Source organism: Kitasatospora purpeofusca (assembly GCF_034043715.1).
GTDB classification, from domain to species: Bacteria; Actinomycetota; Actinomycetes; order Streptomycetales; family Streptomycetaceae; genus Kitasatospora; species Kitasatospora purpeofusca_A.
In genome coordinates this window covers 36412-57504 of sequence record NZ_JAXCLC010000051.1, presented here as the reverse complement: position 1 = coordinate 57504, position 21093 = coordinate 36412, and the positions used below count along the sequence as shown (strand labels likewise).

The following is a 21093-nucleotide window of genomic DNA, read 5'->3' as shown; positions in this document are numbered from 1 at the left end:
TGCCGCGCGATGCCGTCACGCTATGGCGGGGCAGGTGCCGCCGGTTGTCACGCGACGCCCCGGGCCTTGCCCGTGGGCGCAGGGTCCGGTGACCGGGGCGGGCCGGCCGCGTCGGTCCCGGCCTGCGCCAGGACCAGCCGGGTCAGGCGGACCCGGGAGTTCACCGAGAGCTTGCGGAAGATCGACGTCAGATGGGTGTTGACCGTGTGCGCGGACACGACGAGGGCGGCGGCGGCCGACCGGTTGGTGTGCCCGGCGGCGACGAGTCGGGCGACCTTGCGTTCGGTGGCCGTGAGCGCGTCCCACCCCTGGACGGGGCGGGGACGGGCCGGGCGTCGGCCGGAGCCCGTCATGGCGCGGTCCAGTTCCGCCCGGACCCGGTCGGCCTCGGAGCCGGCGCCCGCCCGGGCGTACGCCTCGTAGGCGCTCGTCAGCGCGGGGACCGCGGCGGGGTCTCCCGCGCTCGACAGTGCGCGGCCGAGGTCGGCGCGGGCCGCCGCGAGGGGCAGGGGCCGGGGCCCGGCGAGGAGGATCCGGACGGACCGCTCCAGGAGGCCGTGGTCGGCGTTCACCAGGGCCGCCGTGTGGGCCGCGGTCCCCTGCGCGGTCGGCACGGCGGGGTTGTCGGAGGCGTAGTCGGCCGCCTGGGTCGCGAGGTCCACGGCCAGTGCCCGGTCGCGGGCGCGCAGGGCGATCCGCACGGCCTCGACGAAGTGGGAGCGCAGGAGCCGCCAGCGGACGAAGGGGTGGTCCCGCTGGGCGGACCGCACCCGTTCGGCCGCCGTCGTGTGGTCGCCGTCGGCGTCGGCGAGGAGGGCCTCCAGGTACTGGTGAGCGGCGTGGTTGCCGGTGTTCGGCCGGCCGGCCACCGCCGCCCGGACCACCTCGGCGTGCTCCTCCGCGGCTTCGCGGTCGCCGCGCAGCAGGGCCAGCCGGCCCCGGTTCACCCGCACGTTGACCAGGTTGGCGGGCACCTGGATGTCCGCTTCCAGCCGCTCGACGGTGACGAGGTCGGCCTCCGCGTCGTCGAGCCGCCCGAGCCCCAGGTTCAGGCTCGCCTGGGCCCACATCAGCATCGCCGGCCGCACGGGGTCGGCGCCCGCCGTCCGCAGCAGGTGCCGGGCGGTGTCGAAATCGTCCAGGTGGACGCGTGCGACCACCTCCTCGGGCAGGAACGCCGCGTCGAACGCGCTGAGCGCCGTGTGGTGGTCGACGGCGGACGCGCACTCGCCCGCGTTGAGGGCGATCTCGCCGAGGCCCCACAGGGCGATGACGCGGGCCTCCCGGTCCTGCGCGCACTCCGCCTCGGCGACCGCCCGCTCCCCGGTCCTGCGGGCGGTGCCGAGGTCGCGGCCGCGGGACTGCGCGAGCGCGAGGCGCGCGGTCAGCCGGGCGCGGACCGCCGGGTCGGTGACGACGCCCAGGGCCGCCGTCGAGCGGCGGGTCAGCTCGTGGATCTCGTCGAGGTGCCACAGGGTGTCCCCGAGGACCGACTGCAGACGGGCGAAGACGTCGAAGGGGGGCTGCCGGGCCAGGAGGACGTCGCCGATCCCGCGGGCCCGGGTGTACCGGCCCGCGCGGGTGAGGGCGGTGATGGCCCGTTCGCCCGCGCCGAACACCGCGGGGTCGTGCGGCGGCACCAGTTCCATGGCGCGCACCGACAGGTCGGCGGCGAGGTCGGGCATGACGGTGGCCACGTCCGAGGCGGCCCGGCCGAGCAGTCGGACCGCCTCCTCGTCGCCGGGTTCCGCGCTCTTGAGCAGGTGCGGGACGGCGTCGGTCGAGGTCCGGCCCGCCGCGACGAGCCGACTCGCCGCCTCCCGGTGCAGTGCTCGCCGCGCGGAGGGCGCGAGGTCGGCGTAGACCGCCTGACGGAGCAGGTCGTGGCGGAACACGAGGCGCTCGCCGTCGTCCTCGACGAGCCCGGCGGCGATCGCCTCCCGCAGTTCACCGAGGAGGCCCGCGGCGGGCCTGCCGCACAGGGCCGCGGCGTCGGCGAGGTGGAAGGCGCGTCCCAGGACCGAGCCGATCCGCAGGAACTGCAGGGTGCCCGGCCGGAGCGCGGACAGCTTGCCGCGGACCCCGAGCACCAGCCGCTCCGGCAGGCCGGCCCCGTCCGCGCCCGACGCGGCGACGCCCGCCAGCAGCTCCGCCGCGAGGAACGGATTGCCGCCGGCCCCGTCGAGCAGCTCGGTGACGTGCTCGGGCGCGGTCCCACCGAGTGCGTCGCGCGCCAGCTCGGCGAGGGCGGCACCGGACAGTGGCCGCAGCGGAAGCGTCGTCGTCCGGGGTACGTCCCCGCGCAGGTCCGGGTTCTCCCGGCCCGCGAGCAGCCACAGGACCGGGGAGGCCAGCAGCCGGGCCGGCATGACGTTCAGCGCGAACCGGCTCAGCGGATCGGTCCACTGGACGTCGTCGATCGCGATCAGGGTGGGCGCGCCCGCGGAGCGCTCCTCGATCAGCTGGGCCAGCCGTTCGACCAGCCAGATGCGCTGGTCGTGGTGGCCGGCCAGGTGCGCGAAGTCCTCCGCGGCCAGCAGCGGCGGGTCGCCGTGCAGCAGGCCCGAGGCCAGTGAGGCCAGCGGTGCCAGCTCGTGGAGCTCCTCGGCGCGGCCCCGGCTGACGACGAACCCGCGGGCCCGTGCGATCGAGACGGTCTCCTCCAGCAGGACGGTCTTCCCGATCCCCGGCTCACCCAGGAGCAGGGCCGTCCCGCCGCCCTCGCCGTCGCGCACCGCCTCGACCATGGCACGGAGCCGCTCCAGCTCGGCCTCCCGGCCGCGCAGGCCCGGCCGGCTCAGCCGCGCGCCCGCGGCCTCCTCCTTCTCCGTCATCCCTTGACGGACCCCGCGAGCAGCCCCCGGGCGAAGTGCCGCTGGAGGCAGAGGAACACCAGCAACGGGAGGAACGCCGACACGAACGCCCCGGCGGTGAGCCGCTGCCACTCGTTGCCGCGCGTTCCGGCCATGGCCGCCAGCGTGACCGTCACCGGAGCGGTCCCGGCCGCCCCGCCGGACAGCGTCATCGCGACCAGCAGGTCGTTCCACACCCGGACGAACTGGACCACCGCGAAGGTCACCAGGGCGGGGCGGCTCAGCGGCAGGACGATCCGGAGCAGCAGCGTGGCGTGCGACGCGCCGTCGACCCGGGCCGCTTCGACCAGGTCCCGGGGCAGCCCCGCCATGGAGTTGTGGAGGAGGAACACGGCGAACGGCAGCGCGAAGACGGTGTGGGCGAACCAGAGGTGGTCGAACCGGGCCGTTCCGGCGGCGTTCCAGGCGGGCAGGAACAGCCATCCCCGGGAGAAGAGCCGCAGCAGGGGGACGAGCGCCATCTGGAGGGGCACGATCTGCAGCGCGAAGACGCCGACGAGCAGCGCGTCGCGGCCCCTGAAGTCGATCCACGCCAGGGCGTACGCGGCGAGGAACGCCAGGACGAGCGGGAACAGCACCGAGGGCAGCGTGATGACGAGAGAGTTGACCAGGTGGCCGGCGAGCTGCCCCGACGCGTTGCCGGTGCCGAACAGCACCTCGCGGTAGTTGTCGAGGGTGACGTGGGGCGAGCCGAGCAGCGTCCACCAGCCGGTCGTCTTGATCTCGTCCTCCGGTCGGAACGAGGACAGGAACAGGCCGAGCGTCGGCGTGGTCCACAGGACCGCGATCACCACGGCGGTCAGTGAGAGCAGGCGGGAGGAGAGCCGCTCCCGGACGCCCCTCACCCCGCCCTCCGCCGCGCGCGGACCTGGTGCGCCACGACGGGGGCGACGAGGAGGAAGAGCAGCACCGCGAGAGCCGCGCCGCGGCCGGTCCGGCCGTAGCGGAAGGACTGCTCGACCATCTCGTGGGCGATGACACCCGTGCCGAACTGCCCGGCGGTCATGGTCTTGACGATGTCGAACGCCTTGAAGGTACCGACCACCTCGGTGAGGACGACGACGAGCAGCGCGGGCCTGATCGACGGCACGGTGACGTGCCGGAAGACCTGCCACGACGACGCGCCGTCCAGCCGCGCCGCCTCGACGATCTCGCCGGGCACCGCCGTGATCGCTCCCGCCAGCAGGACGGCCGCGAAGCCCGCCTGCGTCCAGACCATCGCCACGACGAGGAACAGGACGTTCCAGGGGGAGTCCACGAGCCACTGCCTCGGCGCGCCGCCGAACGCCACGACGAGTTCGTTCAGGAGCCCGATCTGCTCCGCCCCCGCCGGCCGGTAGGCGTAGACGAACCGCCAGACCAGTCCCGCGCCGACGAACGAGACCGCCGTCGGCAGCAGGACCAGGGACAGGGCGAGCGCCCGCAGCCGCGAGCGCACGACGGCCGCGGCGTAGAGCAGCCCGGTCCCCGTCACCAGCAGCGGCACGAGCACCACCCACACCAGGGTGTTGCGGAGCGCGGTCAGCGCCTCGGGGTCGGTGAACATCCACACGTAGTTGTCGAGCCCGACCCAGGTGTCCCCTTCGTCGTCCATGAACGACAGGCCCAGGGTGCGCAGTCCGGGCAGCAGGAGGCCGACGGTGAGCAGCGTCAGCGCGGGGGCCAGCAGCAGGCAGGCGGCGCCGCGCCCGCGCACCGGTCCCCGGTGCAGTGCCAGCAGGAGCAGGCCGACCACGGCCGAGAACGCGCCGACGCCCTGGAGGAGGTGGAGCAGCTTGGGCTGCTGGGCGGCGACGTCGAACGGCATCAACGGTCCGGCCAGGACCGTTCGACGGCCGCCGCCACCGATTCGGTGTCCTTGCCGGTGATCCAGTCCACGGCTCCCTTCCAGAAGGTGCCCGCACCGACCGCCGCGGGCATCAGGTCGGAACCGTCGAACCTGAACTGGGTCCGGGGGTCCTGCAGCAGCTGGATCGAGAGCCTGTCGATCGGTCCGGCGGCGTCGGCCGGGTCCACGCCCTTGTTCGCCGAGACGAAGGGGCCCTTCTTCATCCGGGTGTCGGCGAAGTCGGCGCTCGCCAGGTACTCCCGGAAGGCCCGGACCTCGGGCCGGTCGGTGAAGGCGGCGGTGAACACGCCTCCGCCCACCACGGGCCGGCCGGACGCCTCCGTCCCCGGCAGGAGGAAGGCGAACACGTCCTCGTCCGGCCCGATCCGGGTGCCCTTCGGCCAGTGCTCGGCGTAGAACGACGCCTGGCGGTGCATCGCGCAGTCGCCGGAGAGGATCGGCCGGCCGCCGTCCTGGTAGGCGATCGAGGCCATCGAGCGGGCCGGCCCGAAGCCGCCGTTGGTGTAGCGGTCGTTCTTGAGGACGGACCCCACCGTGTCCATCGCCCGGACCACTCGCGGGTCGTTGAACGGGATCCGGTGGGAGACCCACTGGTCGTAGACGTCCGGCCCCTGCTGGCGGAGCAGGACGTCCTCGATCCAGTCCGTCACGGGCCAGCCGGTCGCCTCACCGGACTCGAGGCCCACGCACCACGGCCTGACGCCCGAGGCGGCGACCTTCTCCGTCAGCTCCATCAGCTCGGCCCAGGTGCGGGGGACGGTCAGTCCCCGGTCCCGGAAGAACTTCGGCGAGTACCAGACGAACGACTTCACGTTGGCGACCAGGGGAGTGCCGTAGAGGGTGCCGTCCACGGTCGCGTAGCTGTTCCAGTCCGCCGACCAGCCCTGCTCCGCCAGCGACACCAGCTCCGCGCTCGCGGGTCGGAGCCTCCCCTTGCGCGCGAAACGCTCCAGGAGTCCGGGCTGGGCGAAGAACGCCACGTCGGGGGCCTGGCCGCCCTCGACCCGGAGTTGGATCCGGGCCTCGAACTCCCCGTCCCCCTCGTACTGGACGTCGATGCCGGTGCACGCGGCGAAGTCCGCCCAGGCCGCTTCGAACAGGTCCGCCTCCCGGTCCCGGCTGGACGCGTAGACGGTGACCTGGGTCGCGGGGTGCCGGCCGTACCGTGCGTACGGCCCGCAGTCCCTGGCCTCGTCACGTGGAGAACCGCCGGGAGGGGCAACACATGCGGCGGCCGTGACGACGATGGCGACGATGGCGGTGACGGCGAGCGCGAGCCTCGCGCCGAACCTCATGGTTGTGCTTCCTCCGTTCGCCCGCCGAATGTCCTCGGGGGCGGACCGAAGCTATCAGCGTTCGAACAAAATCAACCAATCGTTCGAGGTCAGGGGCCTGTGCGGCGGTGCCGAGCCCACACCGGGGGGGTGGGCTCGGCACGGGGCACCGGTGGCGGGAGGGTCAGCCGGCGACGGACCGGGCCGCGTCCTGGATCAGCTCCACCACGGCCTCGGGCCGGGCGAGCATCACCAGGTGCGAGGAGTCGACCTCGACGGTGGTCATGCCGGCCCGGTCGTAGCCGTAGCGCTCCACGTCGGGGTTGATGGTCCGGTCCGAGGCGGCGACGAGGCCCCACGACGGCTTGCTCCGCCACGCCGCGACCGGGGCCGCCTCCGCGAAGGCCCGCGCGGCCAGCGGGCGCTGGGAGACGGCGAGCACCGCGGCGAGCGCGGGGTCGACGTCGGCGGCGAACAGGGCCGGGAACCGCTCGGCATCCACCGAGACGTCGGTGCCGGCCTCGGCCGCTCCGACCGCGGGGAACGGCGTGAAGACGAGCGCCTCGGCGAGGCCGGAGTCGGGGAAGCGCCCCTGCAGCTCGCCGAGGCTCTCACCCTCCTCCAGCGCGTAGCCCGCCAGGTAGACGAGCGCCCGGACGTTCTCCTCCACGCCGGCGAGGGTGATGACGGCGCCGCCGTAGGAGTGGCCGACCAGGATCACCGGGCCGTCGACGGCACGGATCACCGAGGCGATGTACGCGGCGTCCTCCACCAGGCCGCGGTTGGGCACGGCGGGAGCCACTGCCTTCAGGCCCGCGGCGGTCAGCTCCGGGATGACGCGAGCGAAGCTGGAGGCGTCGGCGAAAGCACCGTGGACCAGCACGACGGTGGGTCCGGCGGATCGGGACATGGGGGAACTCCTGTTCAATCGTTGCTACTTGTGCGGCCGCGGTGTTCACCGGTGCCGGGGGTTCAGAGCGTCCGGCGCACGCCGGCCTGGCGCTCCAGGTTGCGGAGCTGGACCGCGAGGCCGCCCTCGACGGCGGTGTGCGCCGGACCGCTGCGGCCGATGGGCAGGACCTCTTCGCTGCGCATGTCCTCCAGCATCAGGGCGAAGGCCGTGTACATCGCGACGAGCGCCACCACGAGGCCGAGGGCGCCGGACGTGCGGGTGAGCCACTCGGCGCCGGTGAGACCCGACAGGCCGGTGGTGGCCCAGCGGGGCAGCGAGACCAGCAGGACGAGCCACAGCGCGCGCTTGGGCCGGGTCACGGCGGTCATCAGCGCCCCGAAGCACAGGAGCGCGATGTTGAAGACGCCCAGCACGCGCAGACCGTCGGGCGAGCCGCTGAACATGACGAGCCCGTAGGCCAGCCAGCTGCCGGCGAAGACGCCCATCAGCGTCGCCGCGATCACGTCCCGGGCGCCGAACGCCAGAATGCTCACCAGGAACTGCAGCGCGAAGGCCGGCAGGACGCACAGGGCGACGGCGCCGCGGGCCCCGCTCTCGAAGATCCCGAGCTGCATGCACCCCGTCATCACGGAGGCGATCGCCACCGTGAAGAAGCCCAGCGGCATGGGCGAGGCGATGGGGCGGAGGTTGATCCGGGTCATCGACCGGAGGTCGGGTTCGAAGCGGCGTCCCGAGGGAGCGGCCGGCCGACCGGCCGCTCCGCCGACCACGGCGTCCTCGTGCGTGTCCGCCATCAGCCCTGCACCAGCGGGGTGTCCACGAGGTGCTCGGCCAGGAACCACACCTGCGTCTCGCCGGTACGGACGACCTCGGAGACGAGCAGGTCGGTGCTGCCCTCGTCGCCCTCGGCCGAGATCCGGGCGGCGGCGTCCCGCGCGTCGATCAGGATCCGCTCGTGCGCGTCGAGGAGCCTCGACAGCATGACGGGGACCTTCTCCACGCCGTTCGGCGGTCGCGGAACGGCCGTCAGTTCCGCGACGTGGCGCGGGTCCGAGACCGCGACGCCGCCGAGGCTCTGGATCCGCTCGGCCAGCGCGTCCACGATGGCCAGTTGGGCCTCCGCGTGCTTGTCCAGCATCAGGTGGAGCGAGTAGAAGGTCGCTCCGCGCATGAGCCAGTGGTGCTTCTTGTAGAGCGAGTACAGGATCTGCGTGTCGGCGAGTACGCGGTTCAGCCGCTGGCAGGCGTACCTGCGGGTGTCGTGGCCGAGGCCGATCGGCAGCTGCTTCAGCGTGCCGAACGCCTGGGTCTCGCCGCCCTTCTGGTGCAGCAGCGGCTGACCGCCGCCGGGTGAGGGTGCGGCGGTGGATGAGGTGGTGGGCGAGGTGGTCGCGGTTTCCATCGGGTGGCTCCTGGGGTGAGAAGTGGGAGGGCCCGGCCGCCCGCGCGGGGGTCGCGGGCGGCCGGACCCGGTCTGTCGCGGCTCGTGCTCAGTGGCCGCCGGAGGCGGCGGTCCGCGGCGCCGCCGGGGCCGGGCGGTGCAGTACGAGCCGGGTGAGCAGCCCGCTGCCGAGGCCGGCCGCGAACGCGAGGCCGGCCCACCAGAGCGGGTACGGGGTGAGGCCGAGGGCCGCGTCGACGGACCACGCGCCGGGTCCGGTCGCGGCGAGGGCGGTGGCGGCGCCGATGAGGACGAGGGGGTACTCGTACCCGTCGTTCTGCACCCAGAGCCCGTGGGGCCGTTTCACGGTGAGGGCGACCGTCATGACCCCGACGACGCCGGTCGCGGCGAGCGGGGTCAGGGCGCCGGCGGCGAGCAGCAGACCGGATCCGATCTGGCCGCCGCCCGCCGCCAGGGCGGTGAGCGCTCCGCCGCGGAAGCCGTCGGCGCGGAACTCCTCCGTGCCGCCCGCGAGGCCCCTGCCGCCGAGGTGTGAGCTGATCTTCTGCACCCCGTGGCCGGCGACGAGCAGGCCGACCAGCAGACGCAGGATCAGAAGGCCGGTGTCCAAGGCGGTCAGCCCGCCGCGTGCGCGCCGATGACGCTCTGCGCGTACACGACCCCGAGGCCGTACGCGCCGGCGTGGGCCTTGACGATCTCCATGACGGCGCCGTACGTCTCCTGGCGCGCCCAGTCGCGCTGCAGCTCGAGGAGCACCTGCACCCAGGTCACCGGCACCGCGCCGGCGGCGATCATCCGCTGCAGCGCGTGCTCGTGGGCGGCCGGGCTGACGCCGCCGGAGGCGTCCGAGACCACGTACACCTCGTACCCCTGCTCCAGCGCGGACAGCGCGGGCAGCACCAGGCAGACCTCGGTCCACAGGCCGGCGAGGATGATCTTCTTGCGCCCGGTCGCCTTGACGGCGGCCACCAGGGCCTCGTCCTCCCAGGCGTTCATGCTGGTCCGGTCGATGATCCCGTGCTCGGGGAACACCTCGGCGAGCTGCGGCAGCAGCGGCCCGGAGAAGGACTCGGCGGCCACCGTGGTCAGGACGGCCGGGACGTCGAAGGCCCGAGCCGCCTTGGCGAGGCCCACGGTGCTGTTGATGATCGCGGCGCGGTCACCACTGCCGGTGCCGAAGAACATCTGCGGCTGGTGGTCCACGAAGAGCATGACCGCGTTGTCGGGCGTGAGGAGGTCTGAGCTCGGGGCAGCCTGGACCTTGGTGATGTCGAACACGAGGGATCCTCTCGAAGCATTCGGTGGAGCGCCCACCGCGTGAGCGGCTTCGGCACACCCCGAAACTACGGTCGGATCGACCGGTCGGTTTTTCCACCTGCGCCCAGGAGTTGGCGCGCCAGCGCACTACCCGTCGGGCGCGCGGCGAAGCGGCGTCCGCCCCGGTCGCCCACGCCGGTGGAGTCGGGCGGTGGTGTCGGGCGGTGGTGTCAGGTGGTGGTGTCAGGCGGGGGCGTCGGTGGGGGAGAGGACGCGCTGCGCGGTGACCTCGCGGCCGACGAGCTTCTCGGCGAGGAGGCTGAGACTGCCGTCCCCGTTGTTCCGGGCGTGGGTGCGCAGCAGCAGGTCGGCCTGGTCCATGGTCAGGTCGCCGCTCTCCGCGAGGATGCCCTTGGCCCGTTCGATGAGGGAGCGGGTCCGCAGGGTGTGGGCGACCCCTTCCCTGGCCCGCGAGGCGGCGCTGCCGGCGCCGTGCTGGACGAGGGCGATCACGGCGAGGTCCGCGAGGGTCTGGGCCCGGAGCAGGTCGGCCTCCGGCGAATCGCCGACCTCGGTGTCGAACAGGTTGAGCGCGCCCACCACGGTGCTGCCGACGCGCAGCGGCAGGGCCCGGGCGGAGGCGTAGCCCGCCCGGCGCGCGGCCGGGGCGAAGCGCGGCCACCGCTCGTCCGCGGTGGTGAGGTCGACTCCCGTGACGGCCCGGCCGGTCCGCACGCAGTCCACGCAGGGGCCCTCGCCCAGGCTGGTCTGGAAGGACTCCAGCCGGCGGACGGCGTCGCCGGAGTAGGCGATGTCGCGGAGGGAGCCGTCGGCGTCCACCACGACGATGCCCGCCCCGTCGGCCGAGCACAGGGTGACGCAGTACTCCGTCACCCGGGTCAGGATCTCGGCGAGGTCGAAGTCGGTGACCAGTGACTCGGTGAGGCCCGCGAACGCCTCGGTCTGCCGCCTCTCGGGTTCCATGGCCACCTCCGCTTTCCCTGCCAACGCTACGCCCCTTCTACGGCTGTCGGTCATTGTCCGTCCGGTCGTCGGTGAACCGCAGGCGCCGGGCCACGACCTCGTGCGCGAGGGTCCCGACGGACGCGCCCTCCGCGAAGGCCCTGGCCCGCAGCCTGGCCAGCGCCGTCTCGGCCGGGACGGCGAGCTGCACCATGATCATGCCGACGGCCTGGTCCACCTCGACGCCGTCCGGTCCCGGCGTCTCGAGCCACGGGGGGAGGCCGGGAGCGGCCTCGAAGGCGGCGAGCAGGGCGAGGGCGCTGGTGTCGACCGCGACCTGGACGGCGTCCAGGTCCTCCCGCCGGAACGGTTCGTCGTGGTCGCGGTGGAGGCTGAGGACGCCGAACGGGCTGCCGTGGAGCCGTAGCGGGGAGGCCAGGATCGTGGCGATGCGGGGCGGGGAGTTCGGCAGGGTGGAGCTGAGGACGGGCCAGCGGTCGCCGCCCGGCCCCGGCAGGTCGTAGGCCAGTACCGGTACACCCGTGCGAAGGGCCTCGACGGAGGGGCCCTCGCCCAGGGTGAACTGGAGCTCCTCCGCGGAGGCGGCCGCGCTGTCGCTGGCGAACAGGGCGTGCGGCGGGGCGTCGCCGTCACCGGTCAGCGCGATGACGGCGCCCGTGACGGACAGGGCCTGCACGCAGGCGGCGCACAGGCGCTCCGGAAGGGGCGTGCCGTCCTCGCGGGCGACGGCGTCCGCCAGGATCCGGCCCGCACGGGCCCGCTCACTCATGCCACCACCCTGATCGCGTGCTCCCGTCCCGCGCCCGGGACGGATCGGCTGCCGCTGTCCGGTACCGAGGGTACGAGGATCCCACGCGGATGGCGCGCACCCCCGGTCCGGCCGCGTCGGCACCGCCGAGCCCCGGACCGCCGGGCCCCGGACCGGCGGGGCCCGGGAGGCGGGGCGGTCCGCGGGTTCAGCAGGATCCCGTGCCGGCCACGGCCATGTGCAGCCGGACGGTGGTGCCGTCCCACGGGGTGGAGCTGATCTGGACGGTGTCGCAGACCTGCTGGACCAGCCAGAGCCCCCGCCCGCCCGGTCGGGCGTGTGCCGGTCTGACCCGCCCCGCCAACGGGTCCGTCAGGTGTCCGCTGTCGTGGAAGTCGCATACGAGGGTGCCGTCCTCCGCCCAGGTCCGTACGGTGCCGGAGCCCCCGCCGTGCTGGAGGCTGTTGGTCGCGACCTCGCCGGCCGCGAGCGTCAGGTCGAGGGTCCGGGCGGCGTCGAGGCCGTGGCGCCGCGCGAGGCCGGCGACCAGGGTCCGCACCGACCCCAGGTCGCCGGGGCCGAAGGACAGGATCTCGTGGGCGGCCGGGGGACCGGTCAGCCGGTCGGCCTGGTAGGGACCGTCGACGAAGGCCCCGTTCGGGCCGTGCTGCCCCGCGGTGATCAGCAGCGGGTGGCAGCGCCTGGCCGACACCAGCGCTTCCGGGTCGACCGAACCCGTGTCGTAGGGGCAGAGCAGCCACCAGGCGGGCGAGCTGCGGGCGAAGGCGAGGTTGAGGAGCCGCTCGTGGTGCCGCAGCTCCGTGCTCTGGGCGGCGGTGCGTCCGGTCCAGCGGGACTCGCCGACGGCCCGGACCGGTCGGCCGCCGCGCGCGGCGGCGGTGATCCGCTCCCGCCAGGCCGGGATGAGCCGGGCCGGATTGCCGTCGAGGGCGTCGCTGTCGAGGAACGACACGCTCGCGGCGGCGGGCCCCGTCAGCTCGGCCCGCAGCAGCCTGCTCTTGCGCTCGTCCACCGCGACGAGGACGGTCTCCCGCTCGGCGAGCGCACCCTCGATGAAGGACATCGTCCCGTTCAGGAACTCGGAGTCCCCTGCGTAGGGATGGAGGCTGTGCCGGAACCCCGACGGGGGTCCCCCGGCTGCCGGTCCTGGGTCGACGTCCCTCATGTCACTGCCTCCGCCCCGTGGCGACCGGTGCCGCGATGTCGGCGGGGGCGAGGAGTCCGTCGAGCAGGTCGCGGGCCGTCCGGGTCCGGCTCCGCCCGCTGCGCCGGCAGCGGTCCCGCAGCAGGTCGCCGGCCTCGTCCGGGGTGACGCCCGAAGCCTCGGCGAGCATGCCCTTCGCCCGCTCGACCGCCGCGCGCGCGGAGAGCCGCGCGGCGACGACCCGGCCGTCCACGCCGAAGGGGTCCCGCACGGCCGTGCCCGCCGCGCGCGCCGCCCGCGGGCCGGTCGCCGTCGTCCGCGCGCCGCGGAGCCGCAGGAGCTGCGAGTGGCTGCTCGCCGGCGAGCGCCCGCGCCGGAGCGGGGCGTGCGGTGCGTGCGGGGCGTGCGGTGCGTGCGGGGCGTGCGGTGCGTGCGGGGCGTGCGGTGCGTGCGGGGCGTGCGGTGCGTGCGGGTCGTGGCGGGCGTGGCGGGCCGGGAGCAGGAGGTCGAGGGTGCCGGTCAGGTCCAGCAGGCGGAGCACCGCCCGGCTGCACCCGCTCACCACGACGGCCCGTCCGGCGGCACCGGCCCGACGGCGGAGTTCGAGCAGCACGTTGAGGCAGGCGCAGTCGCAGAAGGAGATCCCGGACAGGTCGAGGGCCAGCGAGTGATCGGTGGCGCGAAGCGCCGACAGCAGCGCCCGGCGCAGTTCCGGCGCGCTGTCGAGGTCGACGGCGCCGCGCACCGCGACCCGGGCGCCCTCGGGCCCGACGTGCCGCTCCACGACGAGCTGCCGCGGGTCCGTGCCGGAGCCGGAGGACGCGCCACCTCGTACTCGCGCTCCCATGGCTGCCCCTTTGAGCCACTGATGTCCCTTACATCATGGTTCGCCGTCTTTTCCCAGTCAACGTCCCGGAGCGGGCCCCGGACCGCCCCGGTACGCCGGCCGCGTTTGGGCCGACCCGGTCCGGGCAAGCGCGCAGCGGCGGCGGTTGCCGGGCATCCGCCCGGGGGCCGCTCCGGAGCCCTTGGCGCGTGGTGCCGCTACGGCCCCCCGGGGGCTCGCGGCTCGGCGGCACCGGGTGGGTGGTGTGGCCGAGGCCCGGTGCGGGCCCCGTTCCCGTGGCCCCCCGACCCGGGAGCCGGGACCCGCACCCGCCGGCGGCGGGTCCGCCTCGTGGATGAAGAGTCCGCCGCGGAGTTGACGCCCCCCGCCGGGCGCGATCCTCCCCCGGCCGGCCCGGCGAGCCGGGCGGGGGAGCGGAACGCCGCGGGCGCGCGGTGGCACGACACGACGTGCCGCCGCACCGCTGTCGGCCACCCTCCGCACGCGCGGCGGTACGGTGTGTGGCTGTCCGGGTCCGGAAGGAGGAGGAGTCGACATGCCCCTGGTGAACCTCGCGGCCCTTCAGGAGCTGGTCGCCGAACTCGACCAGCTCCCGGTCGGCGACCCCGGGACGCCGCACCGGACCGAGGCGATCCACTACGCCCTCGGCGTCTACACCGGCACGTCCGAGCCCGCCGAAGCCGTCCGCCGGGCCCGCGACCTGCTGCGGGCGGCCCCGCCGCCGGCCACGCCGCCCGGGCCCGCCGCCCCACCCGCCCCGCTGCCCCGCAGCACCCCCCTCGACGACGTCCTCGCCGACCTGGCCGCCACCGTCCCCGCCACCTTCACGCCGCAGCGGACCCTGGACGACGTCCTCCGCCTCACCACCGTCCTGGTCCCCTCCTGCGCGGCCGCCGGGGTGACCCGCTGGCGTCCCGACGGCACCGCCCTGGTCCTGGCCTCGACGTCACCCGCCCACGGCCTGCTCGACCGCCTCCAGATCGGCACCGGCCGGGGACCGGTCGTCGACGCCCGCGCCACGGTCGACGGCACCGCCACCGCCGCCTTCGGGCCCGCCGCCCCCAGCACCCCCGTCATCGCCGCGGCCGGCCGGTACGGGATCCGCAGCGCCGTCGCCGTCGTGCTCGCGTCCGGCTTCGACCACCACACCACCCTCAGCCTGTACCTGCGCACCCCCCACACGCCGGGCCCCACCGTGCGCCGCCTGGCCGCCGTCCACGCCGCGCACGCCCGCATCGCCCTGGACCACGCCGACCTCGCCCGCGCCGTCGCCCACCTCCTGGACCGCCGCCGCCGGACCGGCCGGGCCGTCGGCATCCTCATGGAACGCCACGGCCTCACGCCGCTGGCCGCCCTCGACCTGCTCGTCCGGGGCGCCCGGCAGCTCGACACCGACCTGCCCACCCTCGTCGCCCACCTGCTGGACTCCACGGAACGCGTCCCGCCGACCGGCCCCTGACACCGGCCGGACGCATCACCCCCCGCCTCACCCGACCCGGCAGACCGGAGGACAGGCCATGACCCGCAACGGCACCGGCCGCGACGAGACACCCGCCGAACGGGCCGACCGGCTGTGGAACGAGATGCTCCAGGAGGTCCGCGTCTGCCAGACCGGCGCGCAGATCCTGTTCGGCTTCCTCCTGTCCGTCGTCTTCATGCCCCGCTTCACCACACTGCCCGACTTCGACCGGCACCTGTACGTCGCCACCGTCGTCCTCGGCGCCGTCGCCACCGGGACCCTCATCGCCCCTGTCGCGTTCCACCGGCTGCTGGCCGGACGGGGCATGAAACCCGAGCTCATCCGCGTCGCCGGACATCTCATCACCGCCGGCCTGGTCCTGCTCGCCCTCACCATCACCGGCGCCCTGCTGCTCCTGCTGCGCACCGCGCTGCAGACGTCGGCGGTGGCCTGGCTCCTCAGCGGCGCCGTCCTGGCGTGGTTCGTGGGGTGCTGGCTGGTACTGCCGCACGCGGTGCTGCGCCACGGTGAGCGGCAACGGCGACGCTGACCGGGAGACCGCCCGGGCCGGGCCCGGGCGGAAGCCGGGTGTTTCAGTCTCCGCGTGCCGGTCAGGCGCAGGGGGAGCGCAGTGGTGACGGAGGGAGGGTGAGCGCCACCGTGGCCGGGCCCCGGCCGTACGCCGCATCCACATCGAGGGATTCCCCATGACCAGTCTGCAAGGCATGACCGTCGCGCTGCTCGTCGCCCCCGAGGGCGTCGAACAGGTCGAACTGACCGAACCCCGCCAGGCCGTGCTCGAGGCCGGCGGCGCGGCGCCGCTGCTGTCCACCCGTGAAGGCCGGATCCAGGCCTTCGACCACCTCGACCGGGCCGACACCTTCGCCGTGGACGGGGTGGTCGCCGACGTCGCCCCGGGGGACTACGACGCCCTGATCCTTCCGGGCGGGGTGGCCAACCCCGACGCCCTGCGTCTGGACTCCGCCGCCGTCGACTTCGTCCGGTCGTTCTTCGACCGGGGGAAGCCCGTCGCGGCGATCTGCCACGCCCCCTGGACCCTGATCGAGGCCGACGTCGTGCGTGGACGCAGTCTGACCTCCTGGCCCAGCCTGCGCACCGACCTCGTCAACGCGGGGGCGCGGTGGACCGACGAGCGGGTCGTCGTCTGCCGGGACGGCGACAGCGTCCTGGTGACCAGCCGCAAGCCGGACGACCTGCCCGCGTTCGACGAAGCCCTGGTCACGGTCTTCGCCGCCTCGTGACCGCCGCCCCCGCCGCGGGGAGCACCGCGCCCGGCCCGCCGCGGCGGGTGCTGCTGACGGGCTGGTACAGCTTTCTGCACGGTGAGGCCACCGCCGGCGACGTGCTGGCCGGCGAGGCCGTCGAAGCGGCCCTCCGGAAGGCGTCGATCCGCTACGACGTCGCCTGGTCGCCCCGGTTCCGGCCGGCCGCCCTGAGCCTGGACCGCGTCGACCCGTCCCGCTACAGCCACCTCGTCTTCGCCTGCGGCCCGGTCCACTCGTGCCCGCCCGGCCCCGGTCTGCCCGCGCCGCTCGCCGAACTCCACCACCGGTTCGCGCACTGCCGCCGGATCGCCGTCGGGGTCTCCGTACCCGACCCCGCCGACCGGGCCGTCACCGGTTTCCACACCCTCCTGGCGAGGGACGCCCCGCTGCTGCCGCCGGTGCCGGACCTCGCGCTCGCCGCGCCGCGCCCGGCCGAGGTCCCCGTGCTGGCGGTACTGCTGACCCAGGGGCAGCGGGAGTACGGGGACCGGCGCCGGCACGACCTGGTGACCGGGGCCGTCGTCGAGTGGCTGCGCGGGGTCGGCGCCGCCCGCCTGCCGCTGGACACCCGCCTGGACGCCGACGACTGGCGGATGTGCTCCACCCCCGCACAGCTGAGGGCTCTGCTGAGCCGGGCCGACGCCCTGGTCACCACCCGGCTGCACGGTCTCGTCCTCGGGCTCGAGGCCGGGGTGCCCGTCCTGGCCGTGGACCCCGTGGCCGGGGGCGCGAAGGTGAGCGCCCAGGCGCGGGTCCTCGGCTGGCCCGCCCTGCTGCCGGCCGAGCGCGCCGGCCCCGAGGAGTTGGCCGGACTGCTGCGCTGGTGCCTGTCCGCCGCCGGACGGGACACCGCCCGAAGGTTTCCGGCCGGGGGCGACAGCGCCCTGCTGGGCGCGCTGGTGACGGAGCTGACCGCCGGCCCCGGTCGGGCGGATCCGTGACGGGGGCCGACCGCCGTTCCTCCGGATGGAGCACCCGTCCGCCGCCGTCGGTCGTCGGGGTCACGCCCCGGCGCCGCCGGCTCCGGATCGCCCGGAGAACCCGCCGCCGTGGCCGGGACGACCGGGCCGGGGGCGCGGCGCGCGGTGCGGGGCCGGGGGCGGGACGCGCCGCGGGCCGAGTGGCGGGGCGGCCCGAGCTTGCCAAAGCTGGTTGAGGAGTGGCGACACCGTAGGTCCGCGACGACCGGGAGGACATCCATGGAGAGCTTGCCGACCGACCACCTGCACGCCGTCGTGACGGGAGGAGCCGGCTTCGTGGGCTCCCACCTGTGCACGGAACTCGTCCGGCTCGGCCATGCCGTCACCTGCGTCGACGACTTCTGCACCGGTTCGCCGGACAACGTGCGCCACCTGGCCGGCCGTCCCGGTTTCGAACTCCGGGAGGCGGACGTCGCCGACCGGCTGGACATCGACCGGCCCGTGGACCTCGTCCTGCACCTCGCCTCGCCCGCCTCGCCCGCCGACTACCTCCGGCTCCCGGTCCACACCCTCGACGCCGGCAGCCTGGGTACCCGCAACGCGCTGGCACTGGCCCAGCGGCACGGCGCGAGGTTCCTGCTCACCTCCACCTCGGAGGTCTACGGCGACCCGCTGCAGCACCCGCAGAGCGAGACCTACTGGGGCAACGTCAACCCGGTGGGGCCGAGGAGCGTCTACGACGAGGCGAAGCGGTTCGCCGAGGCGCTGACCACGGCCGAGGCCGCCGCCGAGGGGGTGGACACCGCGATCGTCCGCCTGTTCAACACCTACGGGCCCCGGATGAGGTCCCACGACGGGCGGGCGGTGCCGACGTTCATCCGCCAGGCGCTGGCCGGCGAGCCCCTGACGGTGACCGGTGACGGCAGCCAGACCCGCTCCCTGACGTATGTGAGCGACACCGTGGACGGCATCCTGGCCATGGCCTTCTCCGAGCTGTCCGGTCCGGTGAACCTCGGCAACGACACCGAGTTCACCATGCTGGAACTGGCCCGGCTCGTCATCGAGCTCACCGGTTCCGCGTCGACGGTGGAGTTCATCGCACGCCCCACCGACGACCCCGCGGTCAGGTGCCCCGACATCACCCTGGCGCGCGGCAAGCTCCGCTGGGAACCGCTGGTGCCGGCCCGCGAGGGGCTGGCCCGCACCATCGACTGGTTCCGCGAGCACCCCGGGGCCTGAGCAGCCGGGGGCCTGCGTACCCCGGGGCCTGCGTACCCCGGAGCCCTGAGCAGCCCTCCCGACCCGACCCACTCCCTGACGTGCGGGATCCGCCGCCGATCCGGAAGGCCGTCACGACCATGCGCATTCTCGGCATCAACGCCCTCTTCCACGACCCCGCCGCCGCCCTCGTCATCGACGGGCGGACGGTCGCCGCAGCGGAGGAGGAACGCTTCAGCCGCCGTAAACACGGCAAGCGCCCGCTGCCGTTCTCCGCCTGGGAGCTGCCCGAACAGGCCGCCCGCTGGTGCCTGGAGCACGCGGGCATCCGCCCGGAGGAACTCGACCTGGTGGGCTACTCCTTCGATCCGGCGCTCGCCCGGCCCGCCGAGCAGCTGGGACTGGACGACCCCTGGGACCACCTCAGGCTCACCTACGCCCGCGAGGCCCCGAACTTCCTCGCCGAGGCGCTGCCCGGGCTGGACCCCGCCAAGGTCAGGTTCGTCCCGCACCACGTCGCGCACGCCGCGTCCGCCGCCTTCGCGGCCGACGGGGACAACGACCCCTCCTCGGTCCTGGTGCTCGACGGCCGGGGCGAGGCGACGTCGCACCTGGCCGCCCGCCGGGTCGGCCCGCGGCTGGAACAGCTCGCGGCCCAGGAACTCCCGCACTCGATGGGCCTGGTGTACGAGGAGCTGACCCAGCACCTCGGGTTCCTCCGCTCCTCGGACGAGTACAAGGTGATGGCGATGGCCTCCTACGGGTCGCCGACGTCGGTGGCGGAGCTGCGCCGGCACGTCTACTCCACCGGCGACGGCGGGTTCCACGCGGCCGGCGTGCCGTGGGCCGCGTTCGCACCGGCCCTGCGGCCCGGCCAGGAGTGGACCCCGGCCCACGCCGACCTCGCGTGCTCCGCGCAGCGGGTGCTCGAGGAGGTACTGCTGGACCTGGCGCGCTGGCTGCACGGACGGACCCACGACCGCCTGCTGACACTGGCGGGCGGGGTGGCGCTGAACTGCGTGGCGAACTCCCGGATCGCGGCCGAGGGCCCGTTCGACCGGGTCTGGGTGCAACCGGCCGCGGGGGACGCGGGCACCGCGCTGGGCGCCGCGCTGCACCTGGCGGCCTCGGCCGGGGAGGAGCCGGAACCGATGGCCGGCGCCGACCTCGGCCGGGGCTGGGCCGACCACGAGCTGGAGGCCTGGCTGCGCGGCGCCGCCGTCCCCTACGAACGGTCCGAGGACATCGCCGCGGAGGTGGCCGGGGAACTGGCCGCGGACGGTATCGTCGCGTGGTTCCAGGGCCGGTCCGAGTTCGGCCCGCGCGCGCTCGGCCACCGCTCGCTGCTCGCCCACCCCGGCCGGGCCGGGAACCTCGAACGGCTGAACGACGTCAAGGGGCGGGAGCAGTTCCGGCCCGTCGCGCCGATGGTCCTCGCCGACCGGGCGCCGAAGATCTTCAGCGGTCGGCACCCGAGCCCCTACATGCTGTTCGTCCACGAGGTCGCACCCGAGTGGCGGGACCGGATCCCCGCCGTGGTCCACGTGGACGGCACCGCCCGGATCCAGAGCGTCGATCCCGTGGACGACCCGCTGACGGCACGGATGCTGGAGCGGTTCGAGCTGCTCACCGGCCTCCCCGTGGTGGTCAACACCAGCCTCAACACGGCCGGACGCCCGATGGTGGACGACGTCAGGGACGCCCTGGAGTGCTTCGGCTCCGCGCCGATCGACCTGCTCGCCCTCGGACCGTTCGTCGTCCGCCGGAGGAGCCTGTTCGCCGGGCCGGACCGGTCGGAGGCGCGGGCATGACGAACGGCACCGGTCCCTCCTACGCGGTGGTCGTCCCCACGCTCGGCCGGCCGAGCCTCTCCGTCACCCTCGCCGCACTCGCCGGCGCCCGCGGTCCGGCACCGGAGCGGGTGGTGCTGGTGGACGACCGGCCGCTGACCGACTGCGGGCCGCTGGACGTCGAGATCCCGCCCTCCCTCCGGGACCGGACCTCGGTGGTGGCCGGCTGCGGGAACGGCCCGGCGGCCGCCCGCAACACCGGCTGGCGCGGCGTCGAACAGGAATGGATCGCCTTCCTGGACGACGACACGGTGCCGGGACCGACCTGGTCGGCCGACCTGGCCGCCGACCTCGCCGCCTGCGGGCGGCGCACCGGCGGGAGCCAGGGCACCATCGTGGTCCCGCTGCCCGCCGACCGGCGGCCGACCGACTGGGAACGGTCGACGGCCGGGCTCTCCCGATCGCTGTGGATCACCGCGGACATGGCGTACCGCCGCGCCGCCCTGGAGCAGGTCGGCGGCTTCGACGAGCGCTTCCGCAGGGCGTTCCGCGAGGACGCCGACCTGGCGCTGCGCGTCCTCGACGCCGGTTGGAACCTCACCCAGGGCGCACGCACCACCCTGCACCCCGTCCGGCCGGCCGACCGCTGGGTGTCCCTGCGCCAGCAGGCCGGGAACGCGGACGACGTCCTGATGAACCGGCTGCACGGCCGGCGCTGGTGGCACCGGGCCGGGGCGGCCCGCGGCCGGCTGCCGCGGCACCTGGCGATCACCGGCTGCCTGGTCGGCGCCGCCGCCGCCGGACTGGCCCGCCGCCCCCGCGCCTCCCTGGCGCTGGCGGGGCTGTGGCTCGCGGGCACCGGGGAGTTCGCGCTGGCCAGGATCGCTCCCGGGCCGCGGCTCACGGACGAAGTCACGACGATGCTGCTCACCAGCGCCGCGATCCCGCCCGCCGCCGGCTACCACTGGGCCGCGGGCCGCCTGCGGCACCGCCGGGTGGCGCCCTGGCGGCCCGCGCCGGACGCCGGGCCCCGGTCCGCGCACCCGACCGACGGCGGACGGCCGGTTCCGGCCCACCTCTGAGCCCCGCGGGGCTCAGCCGAGGAGAG

General features: G+C 75.0%; 20 protein-coding genes. 7 read left to right on the top strand and 13 right to left on the bottom strand.

Annotation, left to right across the window (positions count from 1 at the left end):
- Positions 1-47: 47 nt before the first annotated feature.
- The 13 genes from SM793_RS24470 to SM793_RS24410 form a co-directional block, all read right to left on the bottom strand.
- A complete protein-coding gene (locus SM793_RS24470; RefSeq protein ID WP_320440442.1) occupies positions 48-2834 on the bottom strand; it encodes an ATP-binding protein in 2787 nt (928 codons plus the stop codon).
- A complete protein-coding gene (locus tag SM793_RS24465; RefSeq protein ID WP_320440441.1) occupies positions 2831-3718 on the bottom strand; it encodes a carbohydrate ABC transporter permease in 888 nt (295 codons plus the stop codon). The genes SM793_RS24470 and SM793_RS24465 overlap by 4 nt, the downstream gene beginning before the upstream one ends.
- A complete protein-coding gene (locus SM793_RS24460; RefSeq protein ID WP_320440440.1) occupies positions 3715-4680 on the bottom strand; it encodes a sugar ABC transporter permease in 966 nt (321 codons plus the stop codon). Before SM793_RS24460 ends, SM793_RS24465 begins: the two co-directional genes overlap by 4 nt.
- On the bottom strand, positions 4680-6017 hold the full coding sequence (locus SM793_RS24455) for an ABC transporter substrate-binding protein (RefSeq protein WP_320440439.1): 1338 nt from the start codon (positions 6015-6017) through the stop codon (positions 4680-4682). Before SM793_RS24455 ends, SM793_RS24460 begins: the two co-directional genes overlap by 1 nt.
- Positions 6018-6180: 163 nt before the next feature.
- Positions 6181-6906 carry an alpha/beta hydrolase gene (locus tag SM793_RS24450; protein WP_320440438.1) on the bottom strand — a complete coding sequence of 242 codons (726 nt, stop codon included), beginning with the start codon at positions 6904-6906 and terminating at the stop codon, positions 6181-6183.
- Between the two features lie 62 nt (positions 6907-6968).
- On the bottom strand, positions 6969-7703 hold the full coding sequence (locus SM793_RS24445) for an acetate uptake transporter family protein (protein ID WP_320440437.1): 735 nt from the start codon (positions 7701-7703) through the stop codon (positions 6969-6971).
- Positions 7703-8311 (bottom strand): DNA starvation/stationary phase protection protein, encoded by a 609-nt coding sequence (locus SM793_RS24440; protein WP_320440436.1) that lies wholly within the window; start codon positions 8309-8311, stop codon positions 7703-7705. The genes SM793_RS24445 and SM793_RS24440 overlap by 1 nt, the downstream gene beginning before the upstream one ends.
- Positions 8312-8399: 88 nt before the next feature.
- The gene (locus tag SM793_RS24435; RefSeq protein ID WP_320440435.1) at positions 8400-8921 is read right to left on the bottom strand and encodes a DoxX family protein; all 522 of its coding nucleotides are present in this window, start codon (positions 8919-8921) and stop codon (positions 8400-8402) included.
- A gap of 5 nt (positions 8922-8926) precedes the next feature.
- A complete protein-coding gene (locus tag SM793_RS24430; RefSeq protein ID WP_320440434.1) occupies positions 8927-9589 on the bottom strand; it encodes a hydrolase in 663 nt (220 codons plus the stop codon).
- 222 nt (positions 9590-9811) lie between these two features.
- Positions 9812-10552, bottom strand: coding sequence for a GAF and ANTAR domain-containing protein (locus SM793_RS24425; protein ID WP_320440433.1), 741 nt, complete (start codon positions 10550-10552; stop codon positions 9812-9814).
- Positions 10553-10589: 37 nt separating this feature from the next.
- Positions 10590-11321 carry a GAF and ANTAR domain-containing protein gene (locus SM793_RS24420; RefSeq protein ID WP_320440432.1) on the bottom strand — a complete coding sequence of 244 codons (732 nt, stop codon included), beginning with the start codon at positions 11319-11321 and terminating at the stop codon, positions 10590-10592.
- Between the two features lie 187 nt (positions 11322-11508).
- Positions 11509-12486 (bottom strand): sensor histidine kinase, encoded by a 978-nt coding sequence (locus tag SM793_RS24415; RefSeq protein ID WP_320440431.1) that lies wholly within the window; start codon positions 12484-12486, stop codon positions 11509-11511.
- Position 12487: 1 nt separating this feature from the next.
- A complete protein-coding gene (locus tag SM793_RS24410; RefSeq protein WP_320440430.1) occupies positions 12488-13312 on the bottom strand; it encodes an STAS domain-containing protein in 825 nt (274 codons plus the stop codon).
- Positions 13313-13847: 535 nt separating this feature from the next.
- On the opposite strand from SM793_RS24410, the gene SM793_RS24405 reads away from it, so the two are divergent.
- The 7 genes from SM793_RS24405 to SM793_RS24375 all read left to right on the top strand — a co-directional run bounded on the left by SM793_RS24405 (position 13848) and on the right by SM793_RS24375 (position 21067).
- A complete protein-coding gene (locus SM793_RS24405; protein WP_320440429.1) occupies positions 13848-14771 on the top strand; it encodes an ANTAR domain-containing protein in 924 nt (307 codons plus the stop codon).
- A gap of 58 nt (positions 14772-14829) precedes the next feature.
- Positions 14830-15321 carry a DUF6328 family protein gene (locus SM793_RS24400; protein ID WP_320440428.1) on the top strand — a complete coding sequence of 164 codons (492 nt, stop codon included), beginning with the start codon at positions 14830-14832 and terminating at the stop codon, positions 15319-15321.
- 175 nt (positions 15322-15496) lie between these two features.
- Positions 15497-16033: a type 1 glutamine amidotransferase domain-containing protein gene (locus SM793_RS24395; RefSeq protein WP_320440448.1), complete on the top strand. Its 537-nt coding sequence runs from the start codon at positions 15497-15499 to the stop codon at positions 16031-16033.
- Positions 16030-16998 carry a polysaccharide pyruvyl transferase family protein gene (locus tag SM793_RS24390; RefSeq protein ID WP_320440427.1) on the top strand — a complete coding sequence of 323 codons (969 nt, stop codon included), beginning with the start codon at positions 16030-16032 and terminating at the stop codon, positions 16996-16998. The genes SM793_RS24395 and SM793_RS24390 overlap by 4 nt, the downstream gene beginning before the upstream one ends.
- A gap of 258 nt (positions 16999-17256) precedes the next feature.
- Positions 17257-18216, top strand: a complete 960-nt coding sequence (locus SM793_RS24385; RefSeq protein WP_320440426.1) for an NAD-dependent epimerase/dehydratase family protein — start codon at positions 17257-17259, stop codon at positions 18214-18216.
- A gap of 119 nt (positions 18217-18335) precedes the next feature.
- Entirely contained in the window at positions 18336-20006 is a 1671-nt protein-coding gene (locus SM793_RS24380; protein ID WP_320440425.1) for a carbamoyltransferase, read from the top strand.
- The gene (locus tag SM793_RS24375; RefSeq protein WP_320440424.1) at positions 20003-21067 is read left to right on the top strand and encodes a glycosyltransferase family 2 protein; all 1065 of its coding nucleotides are present in this window, start codon (positions 20003-20005) and stop codon (positions 21065-21067) included. Before SM793_RS24380 ends, SM793_RS24375 begins: the two co-directional genes overlap by 4 nt.
- The last annotated feature ends 26 nt before the right edge of the window (positions 21068-21093 follow it).